The sequence below is a fragment of the Streptomyces sp. NPDC002773 genome (assembly GCF_040295605.1).
Classification (GTDB): domain Bacteria; phylum Actinomycetota; class Actinomycetes; order Streptomycetales; family Streptomycetaceae; genus Streptomyces.
Genome location: NZ_JBEOVO010000014.1, coordinates 146,587 through 161,570 on the forward strand (window position 1 = coordinate 146,587; position 14,984 = coordinate 161,570).

General features: G+C 72.2%; 15 protein-coding genes. 7 read left to right on the forward strand and 8 right to left on the reverse strand.

Annotated elements, in window-relative coordinates; genetic code table 11:
* Positions 1-54 precede the first annotated feature (54 nt).
* Positions 55-1,143 carry a glycosyltransferase gene (locus tag ABT034_RS19225; RefSeq protein WP_351216624.1) on the forward strand — a complete coding sequence of 363 codons (1,089 nt, stop codon included), beginning with the start codon at positions 55-57 and terminating at the stop codon, positions 1,141-1,143.
* A gap of 56 nt (positions 1,144-1,199) precedes the next feature.
* Here the strand turns inward: ABT034_RS19225 and ABT034_RS19230 are convergent, their stop codons facing one another.
* The 3 genes from ABT034_RS19230 to ABT034_RS19240 form a co-directional block, all read right to left on the reverse strand.
* Positions 1,200-2,048 (reverse strand): DUF6227 family protein, encoded by an 849-nt coding sequence (locus ABT034_RS19230; protein ID WP_351216626.1) that lies wholly within the window; start codon positions 2,046-2,048, stop codon positions 1,200-1,202.
* A gap of 51 nt (positions 2,049-2,099) precedes the next feature.
* Positions 2,100-3,188: a P1 family peptidase gene (locus ABT034_RS19235; RefSeq protein ID WP_351216628.1), complete on the reverse strand. Its 1,089-nt coding sequence runs from the start codon at positions 3,186-3,188 to the stop codon at positions 2,100-2,102.
* A 68-nt stretch (positions 3,189-3,256) separates the two neighbouring features.
* Entirely contained in the window at positions 3,257-4,444 is a 1,188-nt protein-coding gene (locus tag ABT034_RS19240) for a low temperature requirement protein A (protein ID WP_351216630.1), read from the reverse strand.
* 160 nt (positions 4,445-4,604) lie between these two features.
* On the opposite strand from ABT034_RS19240, the gene ABT034_RS19245 reads away from it, so the two are divergent.
* The 6 genes from ABT034_RS19245 (at position 4,605) to ABT034_RS19270 (ending at position 9,990) form a co-directional block, all read left to right on the forward strand.
* Positions 4,605-5,735, forward strand: a complete 1,131-nt coding sequence (locus tag ABT034_RS19245; RefSeq protein WP_351216632.1) for an MFS transporter — start codon at positions 4,605-4,607, stop codon at positions 5,733-5,735.
* Between the two features lie 74 nt (positions 5,736-5,809).
* The gene (locus ABT034_RS19250; RefSeq protein WP_351216692.1) at positions 5,810-8,095 is read left to right on the forward strand and encodes a molybdopterin oxidoreductase family protein; all 2,286 of its coding nucleotides are present in this window, start codon (positions 5,810-5,812) and stop codon (positions 8,093-8,095) included.
* Between the two features lie 7 nt (positions 8,096-8,102).
* A complete protein-coding gene (locus ABT034_RS19255) occupies positions 8,103-8,702 on the forward strand; it encodes a 4Fe-4S dicluster domain-containing protein (RefSeq protein WP_351216634.1) in 600 nt (199 codons plus the stop codon).
* Entirely contained in the window at positions 8,699-9,349 is a 651-nt protein-coding gene (locus ABT034_RS19260) for a QcrA and Rieske domain-containing protein (RefSeq protein ID WP_351216636.1), read from the forward strand. The genes ABT034_RS19255 and ABT034_RS19260 overlap by 4 nt, the downstream gene beginning before the upstream one ends.
* Positions 9,346-9,732, forward strand: a complete 387-nt coding sequence (locus ABT034_RS19265) for a hypothetical protein (RefSeq protein WP_351216638.1) — start codon at positions 9,346-9,348, stop codon at positions 9,730-9,732. The genes ABT034_RS19260 and ABT034_RS19265 overlap by 4 nt, the downstream gene beginning before the upstream one ends.
* A 42-nt stretch (positions 9,733-9,774) precedes the next feature.
* A complete protein-coding gene (locus ABT034_RS19270; RefSeq protein WP_351216640.1) occupies positions 9,775-9,990 on the forward strand; it encodes a hypothetical protein in 216 nt (71 codons plus the stop codon).
* 19 nt (positions 9,991-10,009) lie between these two features.
* On the opposite strand, the gene mscL is transcribed toward ABT034_RS19270, so the two are convergent.
* From mscL to ABT034_RS19295, 5 genes are all read right to left on the reverse strand, one after another.
* Complete coding sequence (gene mscL / locus ABT034_RS19275) at positions 10,010-10,540, reverse strand: large conductance mechanosensitive channel protein MscL (RefSeq protein ID WP_351216642.1); 531 nt, start codon at positions 10,538-10,540, stop codon at positions 10,010-10,012.
* Positions 10,541-10,654: 114 nt separating this feature from the next.
* A complete protein-coding gene (locus ABT034_RS19280; RefSeq protein ID WP_351216644.1) occupies positions 10,655-11,182 on the reverse strand; it encodes a hypothetical protein in 528 nt (175 codons plus the stop codon).
* A gap of 233 nt (positions 11,183-11,415) precedes the next feature.
* Positions 11,416-11,745, reverse strand: coding sequence for an FmdB family zinc ribbon protein (locus ABT034_RS19285; protein WP_351216646.1), 330 nt, complete (start codon positions 11,743-11,745; stop codon positions 11,416-11,418).
* A gap of 68 nt (positions 11,746-11,813) precedes the next feature.
* Positions 11,814-13,085 (reverse strand): MFS transporter, encoded by a 1,272-nt coding sequence (locus ABT034_RS19290; RefSeq protein WP_502972982.1) that lies wholly within the window; start codon positions 13,083-13,085, stop codon positions 11,814-11,816.
* A gap of 251 nt (positions 13,086-13,336) precedes the next feature.
* Positions 13,337-14,860 carry a potassium/proton antiporter gene (locus ABT034_RS19295; RefSeq protein WP_502972985.1) on the reverse strand — a complete coding sequence of 508 codons (1,524 nt, stop codon included), beginning with the start codon at positions 14,858-14,860 and terminating at the stop codon, positions 13,337-13,339.
* Positions 14,861-14,984 lie beyond the last annotated feature (124 nt).

Consider the following 14,984-nt stretch of genomic DNA (forward strand, 5'->3'; position numbering starts at 1 on the left):
AAGGTCGCCCGGACACGCGGTCACCTGATCGATCCGGCCGGAAGTGGTGTTGCCGTGCAGCCGTCCATCTGCCTGTGCATGATCGTCAAGAACGAGGCCGCCGTCATCGAACGCTGCCTCGCCTCCGTCCGTGGCCTGGTGGACACCTGGGTCATCTCCGACACCGGATCCACCGACGGCACCCAGGAGCTGATCCGGACCGCCCTCGACGGCATCCCCGGGGAGCTGTACGAGGAGCCGTGGGTGAACTTCGGCCACAACCGCAGCCTGAACATCGCGCATGCCCGCGGCCGGGCCGGCCACCTGCTGCTCCTCGACGCCGACCTCGTCCTCCGGCAGGAGGGACCGCTGCCCGCGCTGACCGCCGACGCGTACCTGATCCGCCACGAGGGCGCCCTGGAGTACCGCATCAAACGCCTGGTCAGGGGCGATCTGCCGTGGCGGTACGAGGGCGTCACCCATGAGTACCTGACGTGCGACCGGGACCACGTCCAGGAGAACCTGGACGCCCTCGTCGTCGAGGACTACGCCGACGGCGGCTCACGGCACGACAAGTTCGAGCGGGACGCCCGGCTCCTGGGCGCCGAGCTCGACCGGGACCCGACCAACCCCCGTACGGTCTTCTACCTCGCGCAGACCTTGCGCGACCTGGGCCGCCCCGCTGAGGCCGTCGCCCTCTACGAGCGGCGCGCGGCCATGGGCGGCTGGGGCGAGGAGGTCTACTACTCCCTGCTCCAGTCGGGCGTCCTGCGCGCCGAGGCCGGCGACTGGCCCGCCGCGATGGACGCCCTCACCCGCGCCTGGGAGTCACGGCCGGGGCGGCTCGAGGCCTGTTACGAGCTGGTGGCGCGGCTCCGGCGGATGGGCCGCTACCGGGCCGCCCACGCCGTGGTCTCCTCCGTCCTGGACCGGGAGCACCCCGACGACCTGCTCTTCACCCAGCCGTGGGTGTACCGCTGGGGGCTGCTCTTCGAGTACTCGATCACCGCGTACTGGGTGGGCGACCACGCCGCCTCCCTCGCCGCCTGCGACCGGCTGCTCGCCCTGCCCGACCTGCCGGAGAAGTACCGCGAACAGACCCGCGCCAACCGGGCGTTCGCCGCCGACCGCCTTGCCGAGACCACGGCCCCCGCACCTGTCTGACCCCGGGAGGCGGGCCGGCGCGGGGGCGCGTGCGTCAGCACGTACGCGCGTGGGTGTCAGCGGACCCGGGAGCGGGACTCCATCGCGTCGCGGGCGGCGCGCTCCGACTCGTACACCTCGCACATGTGCCGGCCGTCCGGCGTCGACGTGTGCTCCACCTCCCAGAGGCTGACCTCGCTGCCGTCGAGCAGCAGGAACTGGTGCTCGTAGAGCGTGAAGCCGGCCTCCCGGCCCCCCTCCACGGGGCAGTGGCGCCCGAAGGCCTGCGTGATGTGGTGGGCGAAGGCCAGCCGGAGCCGGCGGGCCGTCCCCTCGCCCGGCCGGTCCGCGTTCTCCGCGCGCCGCAGGACGCGGCGCGCGTGGTCGGCGGAGTTGTCCGGTACGTACATCCGGGGCTGGGCGGGTATCGGGCGGGCGAGCAGGGCGCCGAGCAGCGCCATGTCGTCGTCATCGCCCTCGTCGAGGGCGCGGCCGTCGGAGCGCTCCGCGCTCCAGCCCGGCAGCGGCCCGGTCGGGAGCCGGGAGGCCGCGAGCCGGGCCTCCGACTCCTCGGCGTACAACTCGTGCTGCTCGGCGCCGTCCCGGCCGGCGTTGTGCGTGAGCTCCCAGAGGGAGAGCGCGCTGCCGTCGCCGAGCAGATACGTGTGGCGGTAGGTGGAGCGGTGCAGCGACGCGCTGTGGTGCGAGGAGTGCAGCGCGCTGGAGTGGGCGAGCGCCGTGCCGAGGCGCTCGACGGTCGAGTCGGGCAGGTCGAAGGAGTTGAGCGCCCGGCCGAGGAGGCGCTCCACGTGCGTCTCGGTCGTCTCGTACGGATCGTGAGGATCCTGCGGATCGTTCAAGAGGGTCTCCAGGCCGTCGCCGCATGTCACTCGGTGCTTGCTTAACGTAGTCCCTGGGTCTGACATCGTGTCCGGGGTTCCGGAAAACGAAGGGCGCGCGGGGGAAGTTCCCCCAACTCACCGCCCCTCGCCGGGAGTACGGGGCCGCCCCTGTCCGTACAGTTCGCCGTACGAGGGGAAGCCCCCGCCGGGCCCGCGCAGGCCGCCGGGGGCGGCGAGCACCGCCCGTACGATCGCCCGGGTCACCAGGTCCGCCCCCGCCGCCAGGATCTCGTTCAGGGCGAGCGGTCCAGGGCCCTCCGGCAGGTCCCGGACGCCGGTGGCGAGGGCGAAGACGGTGTCCCCGTCGTTCATCAGGTGCACCGGGCGCAGGCCCCGCGCGATGCCGTCGTGGGCCGTGCCCGCGACCTTCTGCGCCTGGGCCTTGGTCAGCACCGCGTCCGTCGCGACGACGGCCAGCGTGGTGTTCAGCGGGGGAGGGGCGCTCGCCGCGTGCGCCTCCGCGAGGCGCAGCACGGCGGCCTCGTGCACGGCGGGGTCGGGAAAGGCGGGCGGGCCGCCGGCGGCGTGGTAACTCCCGTACAGCGCGCCCGTGGCCGGGTCGACGGCCGAGCCCACCGCGTTCACCACCACGAGGGCGCCGACCGTGATGCCCGACTCCAGGACCGTGCTCGCCGTGCCGACGCCGCCCCGGAGGCCGCCGACCACCGCGCCCGTGCCCGCGCCGACCGCGCCCGTCTCCACGCGCGCGTGGTCGCCGCTCGCGTCGGCCGCCTCGACCGCCGCCCGGCCCGTCGCCGCGTCCGGCCTGGCCGTGAAGTCACCGCCCCTGCCCAGGTCGAAGACGCACGCGGCGGGGACCACCGGCACCACGTGGGACGGGTCGGGCCCCACCCGCACACCCCGGTGCCGCTCCTCCAGCCAGGCCATCACCCCGGCGGCGGCGTCCAGGCCGTACGCGCTGCCGCCGGTCAGGACGACCGCGTCGATCCGCTGGACCACGTTCCGCGGGTCCAGGGCGTCCGTCTCCCGCGTGCCCGGCCCCCCGCCCCGTACGTCCACGGCGGCGACCACCCCGCCCTCGGGTCCGAGGACGACCGTGGTGCCGCTGAGCGCCCCGGCCCCGTCCACGCGCGCGTGCCCCACGCGCACTCCGCCGACGTCGGTGATCGAGTCGCGGCCGTTCTTCCCCTCGGGCTGTGTCATGTCCCCTGCCTACCACGGGGGCCGGGCCTTCGTGGGCGCGCCGGTTCAGCCGCCGCGGGCGCGGTGGTTCAGCCGGTGCTCGTCCCCGCGTCGGCCTTCGTCGCCGGGTTGCGGGCCGTCAGCGTCACCCCGACCGCGACCGTGGCCGCCGCGACCAGGCCGGCGGCCAGGACCGCCCAGCGGCCCGCGAAGGAGCACAGCAGGATCGCGCCCGCCGACACGGGCAGGACGAGCTGCTGCGCGATGCCGACCTTGAAGTAGCGCGCGTGCAGCAGCCATACGGACAGCAGGAAGACCGCCGACGGGATCGTCACCGACGCGGAGGCGGCGAGCGTGGAGAGGTGCGCCTTGCCCACGGCCTGCTCGACGGCGATCTCGAGGCCCGCGCCGACGGCGGCGGCCGACGCGAAGATCACGTAGTGGCCGTAGCCCCACAGGAAGCCCTGGCGGCTCGACGTGAGCCGGTCGTGGGCGGGGACGACGAAGTAGATCCACCAGGCGGCGAAGACCAGCAGCAGACCGCCGGCGGCGATCGGCAGCAGCTCGCCGAGGGCGTCGTTCTCGACGATGCCCGACTTCACGGCGACGGTCGCGGCGGCGACGGTCTCACCGAGCACGATGATGGTGAACAGGCCGTACCGCTCGGCGATGTGGTGCGGGTGCCAGGTGCTCGGCGCGTCCTTCTCGGCGTACACGGGTACGGCCATCTCGGCCAGCGCCATCACGAGGAACACCCAGGGCCGGGCCGGCTCCGGCGCGAGGAGCAGCCCGAGCCAGCCCACCTGGCAGGCGACGACCCCGCCCGCGTACCGCCGGCACATCGTCCGTTCGGCGCGGTCGGCGGCGTGGTGGGCGGCGCGCAGCCACTGGGTGGCGAGCGCGAGCCGCATGACGAGGTAGCCGAGGTAGACGACGAGGAAGTCATGCTCCTCGAAGGCCCGCGAGACACCGGCGGCGAGGACGAGGACACCGGCGATCTGGACGAGGGTGACGACCCGGTAGAGAACGTCGTCGTTGTCGTAAGCGGAGGCGAACCAGGTGAAGTTCATCCAAGCCCACCAGATGGCAAAGAAGATCATCGCGTAGTTGATGATCCCCTCGCCCGCGTGCCCCTCGGCCACGGCGTGCACGAGCTGCGCGCCCGCCTGGGCGACGGCGACGACGAAACACAGGTCGAAGAAGAGCTCCAGGGGCGTGGCGGCCCGGTGGGACTCCTCGCGGGAGCGTGCGGTGAGCGGCAGGAACAGTTGTGTCATGACCCCAGCACAGCAGAGCCGGAGACCCTCCCGTGCCTCTGCCACGCGGAGGAGCCCGTGCCCGCGCCCGCGGCGACGGGGCCTGGGGCGAGCGACGCGCCTTCACCCCGTCACCCCGTAAAACAGGGAGAAAAGGGGCATACGGTCGTACCGTGTCCGCGTGACCGAGCCACCGCAGACAGTCGAGCCGACCCCCGCACCGCGCCCCGCCCAAGGCCCCGCATCCGGCAGCACGGCCGCAGACACCCCCGCGCCGCAGACACCCGCCGCCGTACGCCGCCGCGCCACCCTCGCCGGCGTCGTCGTCTCCGCCCTCCTCGTCCTCGCGATCGTCCTCGGCAGCCGTCTGCTCCGCGACTTCGACTCGGCCCTCCTGCCCTACGCCGTCGCCACCGTCTTCCTCGCCTTCGGCATCGCCTACCGCTACACCGTCTGGATCTCCGCCCCCGGCGCCCGCCGCCTCTTCAAGCAGGGCTGGCGCTCCTTCTTCTCCGCCGCGAACTTCCGCAAGGCGCCCACCGCCCTGCCCAGGATGATCGCCACCTACCTCGGCTTCCAGAAGTTCCTCGGCGCCCGCTCCCACGCCCGCTGGGCCGCCCACCAGCTCGTCTTCTGGGGCTGTCTGCTCGCCGCCGCGATCACCTTCCCGCTCACCTGGGGCTGGTTCACCTTCACCTCCGCCACCGGCTCGGGCCCCGGCTACGAGATGCGGATCTGGGGCCTCAAGGTCATCGGCTTCGACGCCCTCAGCATCCTCGGCTGGCTGATGTTCCACGGCCTCGACATCGCCGCCGTCCTCGTCATCGCGGGCGCCGCCTACTTCCTCCGGCGCCGCATGAAGGACCGCGGAGCCGTCACCGGCCAGCGCTTCGCCTACGACCTGGTGCCGCTGATCGCCCTCGTCGTCATCTCCGTGACCGGGCTCCTGCTCACCTTCTCGTCGATCTTCCTGCACGGCGGGGGCTACGAGTTCCTGGCGATCCTCCACATGGTGTCGGTCGTCTTCACCCTCATCTACATCCCCTTCGGGAAGTTCTTCCACATCGTGCAGCGGCCCGCCGCCGTCGGCATGCAGCTCTTCAAGTACACCTCCCGCCGCAAGGACGGGGAGGCGTTCACCTGCCGCCGCTGCCACGAGCCCATCGACACCGCCCCGTACGTGGAGAACCTCAAGGGCACCATGCGCGACCTCGACCTCGGCTTCGACGAGTGGACCGAGTACTGCCCCCGCTGCAAGCGCGTCCTGCGCGGCACCGCCTACCTCGACCACGTCAAGAAGGGCTTCAAGTGAGCGCGACCGACCCGGCGCCCCGCTCCGCGACCGACCCGGCGCCCCGCCCCGCGGCCACCACCACCGGGCAGCCGCTGTCGCTCGACCCCTCCCTCGCCCCGCCCGGCACCCGCGCCTTCCGCGACGCCGGCGGCATCCCCGCCGACCGCTGGCACGCCGACCAGAACGGCGAGACCCTCGTCCCCACCCACTGCTGCTTCTGCGGCGTCCAGTGCGGCATGTACCTGCGGGTCGACCGAGGCGGCAAGGTCTTCGGCGTCGAACCCCGCAACCACGACATCAACCGGATGCGCCTCTGCCCCAAGGGCATCAACGCCTACCAGCAGGTCAACCACCCCGACCGGCTCACCGCGCCCCTCATGCGCCGCAACCGCGACGAGGAGTTCCGCGAGGTCGGCTGGGACGAGGCGCTCGACCACACCGTCGCCGAGATCCGCCGTATCCAGGGCGAGTACGGCCATGACGCCTTCGGTCTCCTCGGCGGCGCCAGCCTCTACTCCGAGAAGACCTACCTCGTCGGCAAGTTCGCCCGGGTCGCCCTCAAGACCCGGCACGTCGACTACAACGGGCGCCTCTGCATGGTCTCCGCCGCCGGAGCCAACAAGCTCGCCTTCGGCATCGACCGCGCCGGCAACCCCTTCTCCGACATCCTCCTCACCGACTGCCTCCTCATCGCCGGCTCCAACGTCGGCGAGTGCTTCCCCGTCATGACCCAGTACCTGTGGGGGGCCCGCGACCGGGGCGCCACCCTCATCGTCGTCGACCCCCGCGAGACCGCCGTCGCCCGCACCGCCGACGTCCACGTCGCCCTCAAGCCCGGCACCGACTCCGCCTTCTTCAACGCCGTCCTGAACGTCGTCGTCGCCGAAGGCCTCACCGACGAGGCGTACCTCGCCGCCCACACCACCGGCTGGGAGGAGGTGAGGAAGACCGTCGCCGACTACCCGCCCTCCCGCGCCGCCGAGATCTGCGGCGTCCCCGAGGAACAGATCGTCCAGGTCGCGCGCATGTTCGCCGGCGCCGGCCGGTCCATGGCCTGGCACGCCCGCGGTGTCGAGCACCACTCGCAGGGCGTCGAGAACTGCCTCAGCATCATCAACCTGTGCGTCGCCACCGGGAACATCGGCAAGCCCGGCGCCGGCTACGGCACCATCACCGGCCAGGGCAACGGCCAGGGCGGCCGCGAGCACGGCCAGAAGTCCGACCTCCTGCCCGGCGGCCGCTCCATCACCAACCCCGAGCACCGCCGCCAGATCTGCGAGATCTGGGGCATCGACGAGGCCGAACTGCCGCCCGCCGGGACCTCCATGATGGAGATGGTCTGGCAGATGCAGCGCAAGGAGATCCGCGGTCTCGTCGGCATCTGCAACAACCCCTTCGTCTCCCTGCCGAACTACGCCACCGTCAAGGACGGCTACGACACCCTCGAATTCCACGCCCAGTTCGACTTCTTCCTCTCCGAGACCGCGGCCAACGCGCACGTGGTCTTCCCCGTCACCGTGTGGGCCGAGGACGAAGGCGTCATGGCCAACGCCGAGGCCCGGGTCGTCAAGCACAACAAGGCCCAGGAACCCCCCGCCGGCGTCCGCACCGACACCTGGGTCATCTGCGAACTCGCCCGCCGGCTCGGCGCGGGCGACAAGTTCGCCTTCCCCGACTCCCGCTCGGTCTTCGAGGAACTCCGGGTCGCCTCCGCCGGAACCGTCAACGACTACTACGGCATCACCTACGAACGCCTGGAGGAGACCGGCGGCATCGCCTGGCCCTGCCCCACCACCGAGCACCCCGGCACCCCCCGCCTCTTCGAGAACGGCCGCACCTACCACCCGGACGGCAAGATCCACCTCCAGGCCGTCGCATGGCACCCGCCGATGGACCCGTACAGCGAGGAGTACCCCCTGTCGCTGACCACCGGCCGTACCGTCGCCCACTTCCTCTCCGGCAACCAGACCCGCCGCCTCGGCGCCCTCGTCGAACAGACCCCGCGCCCCTGGGTCGAGGTCCACCCCTCCCACGGCTTCCGCAACGGCGACCCCGTCCGCGTCGTCACCCGCCGCGGCAGCGAGGTCTTCCCCGCCCTCGTCACCGAGGCCATCCGCCCCGACACCGTCTTCGTCCCCTACCACTGGCCCGTCCCCACCGCGGCCAACGCCCTCACCATCGACGCCCTCGACCCCCGCTCCAAGATCCCGGAGTACAAGGTCTGCGCCGCCCGCATCGAGGCCGCCCCGCACATCGACGAGGTCCCCGCCCCACCGACCGCCCCCGGCCGCCAGGCCTACCCGGAGACCCAGGTCTCCCGCACCGACCCGCTGCCCCCCACCTCCCCCCAGGGCCGCGGCACCGCGGAGAGGAGCTGAACCGCACATGATGGGCCGCACGATCTTCATCGACCCGGGCCGCTGCATCGGCTGCCAGGCCTGTGTCTCCGCCTGCCGCGAATGCGACTCGCACCGCGGCAAGTCGATGATCCACCTCGACTACCCCGACGAGGGGCATTCCGTCGCCTCCCTCCCCACCGTCTGCATGCACTGCGAGGACCCCGTCGCCCCCTGCGCCGAGGTCTGCCCCGCCGACGCGATCCTCGTGACCGCCGACGGCGTCGTGCAGCAGGCCGACACCACCCGCTGCATCGGCTGCGCCAACTGCGTCAACGCCTGCCCCTTCGGCGTCCCCAAGATCGACCTCCAGGCCAAGCTCCAGATGAAGTGCAACCTCTGCTACGACCGCACCGCCTACGGCCTCGCCCCCATGTGCGCCACCGTCTGCCCCACCGGCGCCCTCTTCTACGGAACCCTCGACGAGCTCCGGGCCGAACGCCCCGGCGTCCAGGTGGCCGACTCCTTCACCTTCGGCAGCACCACCGTCTCCACCGGCGTGGCGATGGTGGTCCCCGCCGACAAGGTCCAGTGGCCGGTCCCCGGCGGGCTTCCCGTCGTCGAGATCAACGGAAGGGATGTCCGGTGAGCGTCACCGACCCCCAGCCACCCACCTCGGACCCCGGCGCGGACGCGGCCAAGGAGGCGCTCCACGACCGGATCGCCGCCGACTCGCTCACCACCCGCCGCGACTACCTGCGGATCGTCGCGACCGTCTCCGGCGGCCTGGCCGTCGGCGGTGTCGCCGTCGCCTCCGGCATCCTCCACCGGCACGGGGACGCCGAAGGCGCGCCCGAGGTCAGGAAGGTCGCCGACCGGATCGAACCGGGGGAGTCACTCGCCTTCCGCTACCCGGGCGACGAGGACCGGGCCATCGCCGTCCGCATGGAGGACGGCACCCTCGCCGGCTACTCCGCCGTCTGCACCCACCTCGCCTGCGCCGTGCTGTGGCGCAGGGAACGGGGCAGCGAGGGCGAGCTGTACTGCCCCTGCCACGAGGGCGTCTTCGACGCCCGTACGGGAGAGGTCACCGCCGGCCCGCCGCCCAGAGGCCTGCCGAAGGTGCTGCTGGTCGAGCAGGTCGACGGCAGCGTCTGGGCCGTCGGCACCGCCCGCTCGGGCGAGAGCGCCGTCGAAGGCTTCTGCCGCCAGAACGGTGAGGACCGTCCGGGCTGCCCCGGCTTCGGCGGCGGCGCCCCGGCGGGGAAGCCGCCGGAGAGGAGTGAGCGCACATGACGGAGACGCCGTTCCCCCAGGACCCGGAGGCCCCGCGGCCCCCCGCGTACACCCCCGGCAGCGGCAAGCCCCGCCTGAACCGGCCCGTGCACGAGCGGTATCCGCAGATCCGTCCCACCAGCGGATACGGCGACCCCCGCATCCGACACACCGGGCCGGGACCCGGGGCCGGCACGGAACAGGAACCTGAGCGCTCCTCGAAGCTGTCGGCCCGTCTGACGCTCGCGCTCACCGTCGTCATCGGCCAGCTCTGGGGACTGACGGTCGTGGTGGACGAGTGGATGTCCGGCGACACCGGCACCGCCTGGTGGGGTGCGGGCTTCCTCGTCCTGTCGTTCCTCGTGGTGCTCGGCCTCTGGCTGGTGGACCCGAAGGACCGGTGAGCTGGACGGTACGGGGCGGGCAGGCGGGCGTACCCTGAAGGTATGAGCACCGCCCCCGCCCACGGACCGCGAGACGCGAAGCGGTCCGGCCCGCATCCCACGAACGAGACGAAGCCGGTACTCGTCTTCGACGATCCGTTGGACCAGCAGTCCGCGGACGACACGGACCGTGGGTGGGGCGAGCGGCCTCCCGTCGGCGGCGACAGTACCGCCGACCTCGCGCGCTTCCTCGACGAGAAGCCGCCGCACCACCTCTGATTCCGGCCTTCGCCGCCGGTCAGGAGGTGGGGTGCGCCCCCGAACCACCACCGGCGCCCGAGCCGGACCCCGTACCCGCTCCCGTCCCCGTACCCGAGGACGGGCCGCGCTGGGCGACCAGGTGGTCGCGGATCTCCTTGAGGACCTCCAGCTCGCTGATCTCCATGGTCTCCGCGACGCCCTCCTTCGCCTGGTCGTGCGCGGCGCGCTTCGCGAGGATCTTCGCCATCGGCAGGACCATCAGGAAGTAGACGACGGCCGCGGTGATGAGGAAGCTCAGGACCGCGCTGAGGACCAGACCCCACTGGATCTGGATGCCCTGCATCTCCCCGTCGACCACCCGGCACGGGTCCTGCAGGCAGGAGGCGTAGCTCTCCAGGTTCTTCGTGCCGAAGGCGCCGACGAACGGGTTGATGATGCCCTTGACCACCGAGTTCACGATGTTGGTGAACGCGGCACCGATGACGACGGCCACAGCCAGGTCGATCACGTTGCCACGCATCAGGAAGGCCTTGAAGCCGCCCAGCAAACTGTCCTTGTTCTCGGTCACCAAGGTGCCTTTCGTCGCTCATGTCGCTGTGTGCCGTGCCATTAGGCCGCGAAGGGCCCAGGGCAGTCCAATCCGTACACACGGGACGGTGAAGTGACAGGGTGTCAGTGCGAATCAGCACACCGTCACCGCCAGCCGGGAGGTGACCCCGGCGCCCGCGAGTTCCGCCGCCGTCGACCGCGGCACGGACAGGACGACGAGCCCCCCTCCGTCCGAACGAGTCTCGCCCGGCTGGGGGACTTCGGCCACTCGGGCACCCCTCGCCACCACCCGCGCCTCACCCGCCGCGCCCAGCGGCGAGTTGGGCGCGGCGATCACGTCGACCCGGTCACCCGGGCGCAGCAGCCGTACGGTCGCGGCGTCGGCGATGCGTACCGGAGCGGACACCAGCGGCACGGCGGCGGGCGGCCGCGCGCGAGCGGCGACGGTGGAGACCGGCGCCCTCCCGACCCCGGGCGGGGGAGCTTCCGGCGCGCCGCTCGCGACGACGAGCGCGACCGCCGCGAGCGCCAGGAGCACCGCCGACGCCCATCGCCCCCGCCGCAGCGCCCTGCGCAGCCGGCACCGGGCGCCCCGCACCCGAAGGGGCTCGAAAGCCGGCACCGCGCACGGCGCCGGAACGGAGGTGAGGAAGGGAGTCATCGCGGAGTACCGCCGTCCTGGTCGGGAGTGGCTTGCGCTCCCACTGTCCCGGCCGCGCCGCATCCCCGCTCCGACCTGGGGACACCCCCACACCTGTGGACAACTCCCTCACCCCTCAGGAGGGTTTACGGCAACACGGCACAGCCCCCGGCGGCGTACAGCCGTGTCCGGGAACGCCGAGGGCCCCGTCGCACGCGACGGGGCCCTCGGGAAAACACGGGAAAACAGCTGGGTCAGGCGGCCGAGCTTCCGGTGCTCGACGAGGACGCCGAGGAGGAGGAAGCGGACGACGACGCGGTCGACGCGGCCGGCTTCGCGTCCGACGACGAGGACGTCGTGGACGACGGGGTCGTGGGCTTCGACGCCGGCGAGCTGCTGGACGAGGAGCCGCGGCTGTCGTTCCGGTAGAAGCCGGAACCCTTGAAGACGATGCCGACGGCCGAGAACACCTTCTTCAGGCGGCCCTTGCACTGGGGGCACTCGGTCAACGCGTCATCGGTGAACTTCTGCACCGCCTCGAGGCCCTCGCCGCACTCGGTGCACTGGTACTGGTAGGTCGGCACTTGTCTTCCTCCTGGCACTCACACTCATCGAGTGCTAACGACGATCCATAGTGACGTATTCCGCGGGATCAGTCCACCGCCACCGGCACGCGGTGACCGATACCACGTGCCGCGACCCGGCTCGTCTCGCGCGGCTTGAGCCGCGAGCGCAGGGCGAGGAGCGTGGCCAGGGCGAGCGCGGTGCCCGCCATCGGCACCAGGAATCCGGTGCTGGCGCCGTGGCCGTCGGCGAGGCGGCCGGCGACCGTGACGGCCGCGGCCTGCCCGAGCGCGACGGCGCCGGTGAGCCAGGTGAAGGCCTCGGTACGGGCGGACGCCGGGATCAGGGTCTCGACGATGGTGTAGCCGGTGATCAGGGCGGGGGCGATGCACAGGCCCACGACCAGGCCCAGGGCGCCGAGGAGCAGCACCGAGTGCGCGGTCCACAGCAGGGACGCGGCGGCGGTGAGGCCGACGTATCCGAGGATCAGGCGGCGGCGGGGCCCGATCTTCCAGGCGACGGTGCCCATGGCGATGCCCGCGACCATGTTGCCGGCGGCGAAGATCCCGTACAGGAGGCCGTTGGCGCCGGGGTTGCCGATCTCCTCTGTGAAGGCGGTGAGGGAGACCTGCATGCCGCCGAAGACGGAGCCGATGCCGAGGAAGGCGACGATCAGGACGCGGACGCCGGGGATCGAGAGGGCCGAGCGGTGGGGCTCGGCCGACGCGGCGGCGGCGAGGCCGAAGGCGGGCTGGGTGGCGCGCTGGGCGGCGAAGAAGAGTCCGCCGACGAGGGTGAGGGCGGCCTCGGCGATCAGGCCGGCGGCCGGGTGGACGCCGGTGCACAGGGCGGTGGCGAGGACGGGTCCGACGACGAAGGTGAACTCGTCCGTGACGGACTCGAAGGCCGCGGCCGTCGGCATCAGCGGGGTGCCGTCGAGCTTCGCGGCCCAGCGGGCCCTGACCATCGGACCGACCTGCGGCACGGAGGCGCCGGCGGGCACGGCGGCCAGGAACAGCGCCCAGAGCGGGGCGCCGGTCAGCGCGAGCACCACGAGCAGGGAGACGGCCGCGGTGTGGATGAGGACACCGGGGAGCAGGACGGCGCGCTGGCCGAAGCGGTCGGCGAGCTTGCCGCTCTGCGGCGCGAACAGCGCCATGGACACGCCGGTGACGGCGGCGACGGCGCCGGCGCTGCCGAAGGAGCCGGTGGTGTGCTGGACGAGCAGGACGATGCCGATGGTCAGCATCGCGAAGGGCTGCCGGGCGGCGAAGCCGGGGAGAAGGAAGGACAGCGCACCGGGTGTGCGCAGCAACTGGCCGTAGCCGGGTCGCTTGTCCGAGATGACCGTGGACACCACGGTCCTGGCCTTTCTGCCGCCTGGTAGCGCGCCCCTGCACGGTGGTGCGGGTGTCGCCGAGAGCTGTCCTCATGCGCGTCACTGCGGTAGATACCGGGCCGGCCCCACTGCGGAGGGGCGCCACGGCCGCCATACGGTCGCGCCAGCTCTGCGTCAGGCAGAGTTGGTTCGATCAGGTGTGCCTTCATGGTACAGGGAAGAGCGTCTTCCTGCCTGGGAAAACGCTCCCGCCCCCGAAATAGCGCCTCGGATTAACCGGGTGTTCGCTTGTGTTGCTCGCCGTGGCGATGGAAACGCAGCTCGGTGCCCGAGGGTGCGGAGGCCGCCGTAGCGCCCCCCGTTCCCAGCCAGCCGGCGAGCTTGCCGCCCTGGCCGACCGCGCGCAGACGCCGTTCGGTGGCGTCCCGCACCGGGTCGGTGGCGACGACGAGGAGCTCGTCGCCGCGCCGCAGGACGGTCGCGGGCCCCGGCACGAAGCTCTTGTCCTCCCGTACGACGAGGGTGACGGCCGCTCCGGCCGGGAGCCGCAGTTCGGCGACCTCGACGCCGTGCATCCGGGACTCTGCCGGGATGGCCACGGAGAGCAGGTGGCCGCGGAGCCGCTCCAGGGGGGCGGACTCGACGCCGAGGTCGGAGGCGCCCGCGGAGTCGCCGAGCTTCAGGGCCTTCGCGAGCCAGGGCAGGGTCGGCCCCTGGACGAGGGTGTAGACGACGACGAGGACGAAGACGATGTTGAAGATCCGCTCGCTGCCCTCGACCTCCGTCACCATGGGGATGGTGGCGAGGATGATGGGGACGGCTCCGCGCAGGCCGGCCCAGGACATGAGGGCCTGTTCCTGCCAGGGGATGCGGAACGGCATCAGGCTGACCAGGACCTCCATGGGCCGTGCGACCACGGTCAGGACCAGGCCGATGACGACGGCGGGCCAGAAGTCGTGGACGAGCTCGGTCGGAGTGACGAGCAGGCCGAGCAGGACGAACATGCCGATCTGGGCGATCCAGCCGAGGCCCTCGGCGAAGCCGCGGTTCGCGGGCGCGTGGGGCAGCTTGGCGTTGCCGAGGACCATCGAGGCGAGGTAGACGGCGAGGAAGCCGGAGCCGTGGGCCATGGCGCCGGCGGCGTACGCGACGACGGCGATGGCCATCACGGCGATCGGGTAGAGGCCGGAGGCGGGCAGGGCGACGTGCCGGAGCCCGTAGGCGCCGAGGAAGCCGACGGCGAGGCCGATGGCGGCGCCGATGGCGAGTTCGAGGGCGATCGTGCCGACGAGGACGTACCACTCGTCGACCGGTCCCGCGGTGGAGAAGGCGATCACGAGGATGACGACGGGGGCGTCGTTGAAGCCGGACTCGGCCTCCAGGACGCCGGTGACCCGTGCGGGCAGGGGCACCTTGCGGAGTACGGAGAAGACGGCGGCGGCGTCGGTGGAGGAGACGACGGCACCGATGATCAGGGCCTGCCGCCATTCGAGGCCGACCAGGTAGTGGGCGGCGGCGGCCGTGATACCCACGCTCACCGCGACGCCGACGGTGGAGAGGACGACCGCGGCGGGCAGCGCCGGCCTGATCTCCTTCCACTTCGTGCCGAGGCCACCCTCGGCGAGGATCACGACGAGGGCGGCGTAGCCGATGACCTGCGTCAGTTCGGCGTTGTCGAAGGCGACGTTGCCGATGCCGTCCTGGCCGATGGCGATGCCGATGCCGAGGTAGAGCAGCAGGCTGGGGAGCCCGCTGCGGGAGGAGATCCGGACGGCCGCGACCGCGATCAGCAGCACGAGGGAGCTGATGAGCAGGAGTTCGTTGAGCTCGTGGACAGTCAGTGGCCGTTCCTTCCCCGCGTGCAGCTGGATCGTTCTTCCAGCGGCCCTCACAAGCAGCTGGATCGTTCCTCCAGCGGCC

Excerpts from the sequence above, each read along its gene's own strand:
- ABT034_RS19265 (WP_351216638.1), top strand. The coding sequence starts at position 9,346 with ATGACGGAGACGCCGTTCCCCCAGGACCCGGAGGCCCCGCGGCCCCCC.
- ABT034_RS19235 (WP_351216628.1), bottom strand. The coding sequence starts at position 3,188 with ATGACACAGCCCGAGGGGAAGAACGGCCGCGACTCGATCACCGACGTC.
- ABT034_RS19240 (WP_351216630.1), bottom strand. The coding sequence starts at position 4,444 with ATGACACAACTGTTCCTGCCGCTCACCGCACGCTCCCGCGAGGAGTCC.
- ABT034_RS19230 (WP_351216626.1), bottom strand. The coding sequence starts at position 2,048 with ATGTCAGACCCAGGGACTACGTTAAGCAAGCACCGAGTGACATGCGGC.
- ABT034_RS19270 (WP_351216640.1), top strand. The coding sequence starts at position 9,775 with ATGAGCACCGCCCCCGCCCACGGACCGCGAGACGCGAAGCGGTCCGGC.
- ABT034_RS19280 (WP_351216644.1), bottom strand. The coding sequence starts at position 11,182 with ATGACTCCCTTCCTCACCTCCGTTCCGGCGCCGTGCGCGGTGCCGGCT.
- ABT034_RS19255 (WP_351216634.1), top strand. The coding sequence starts at position 8,103 with ATGATGGGCCGCACGATCTTCATCGACCCGGGCCGCTGCATCGGCTGC.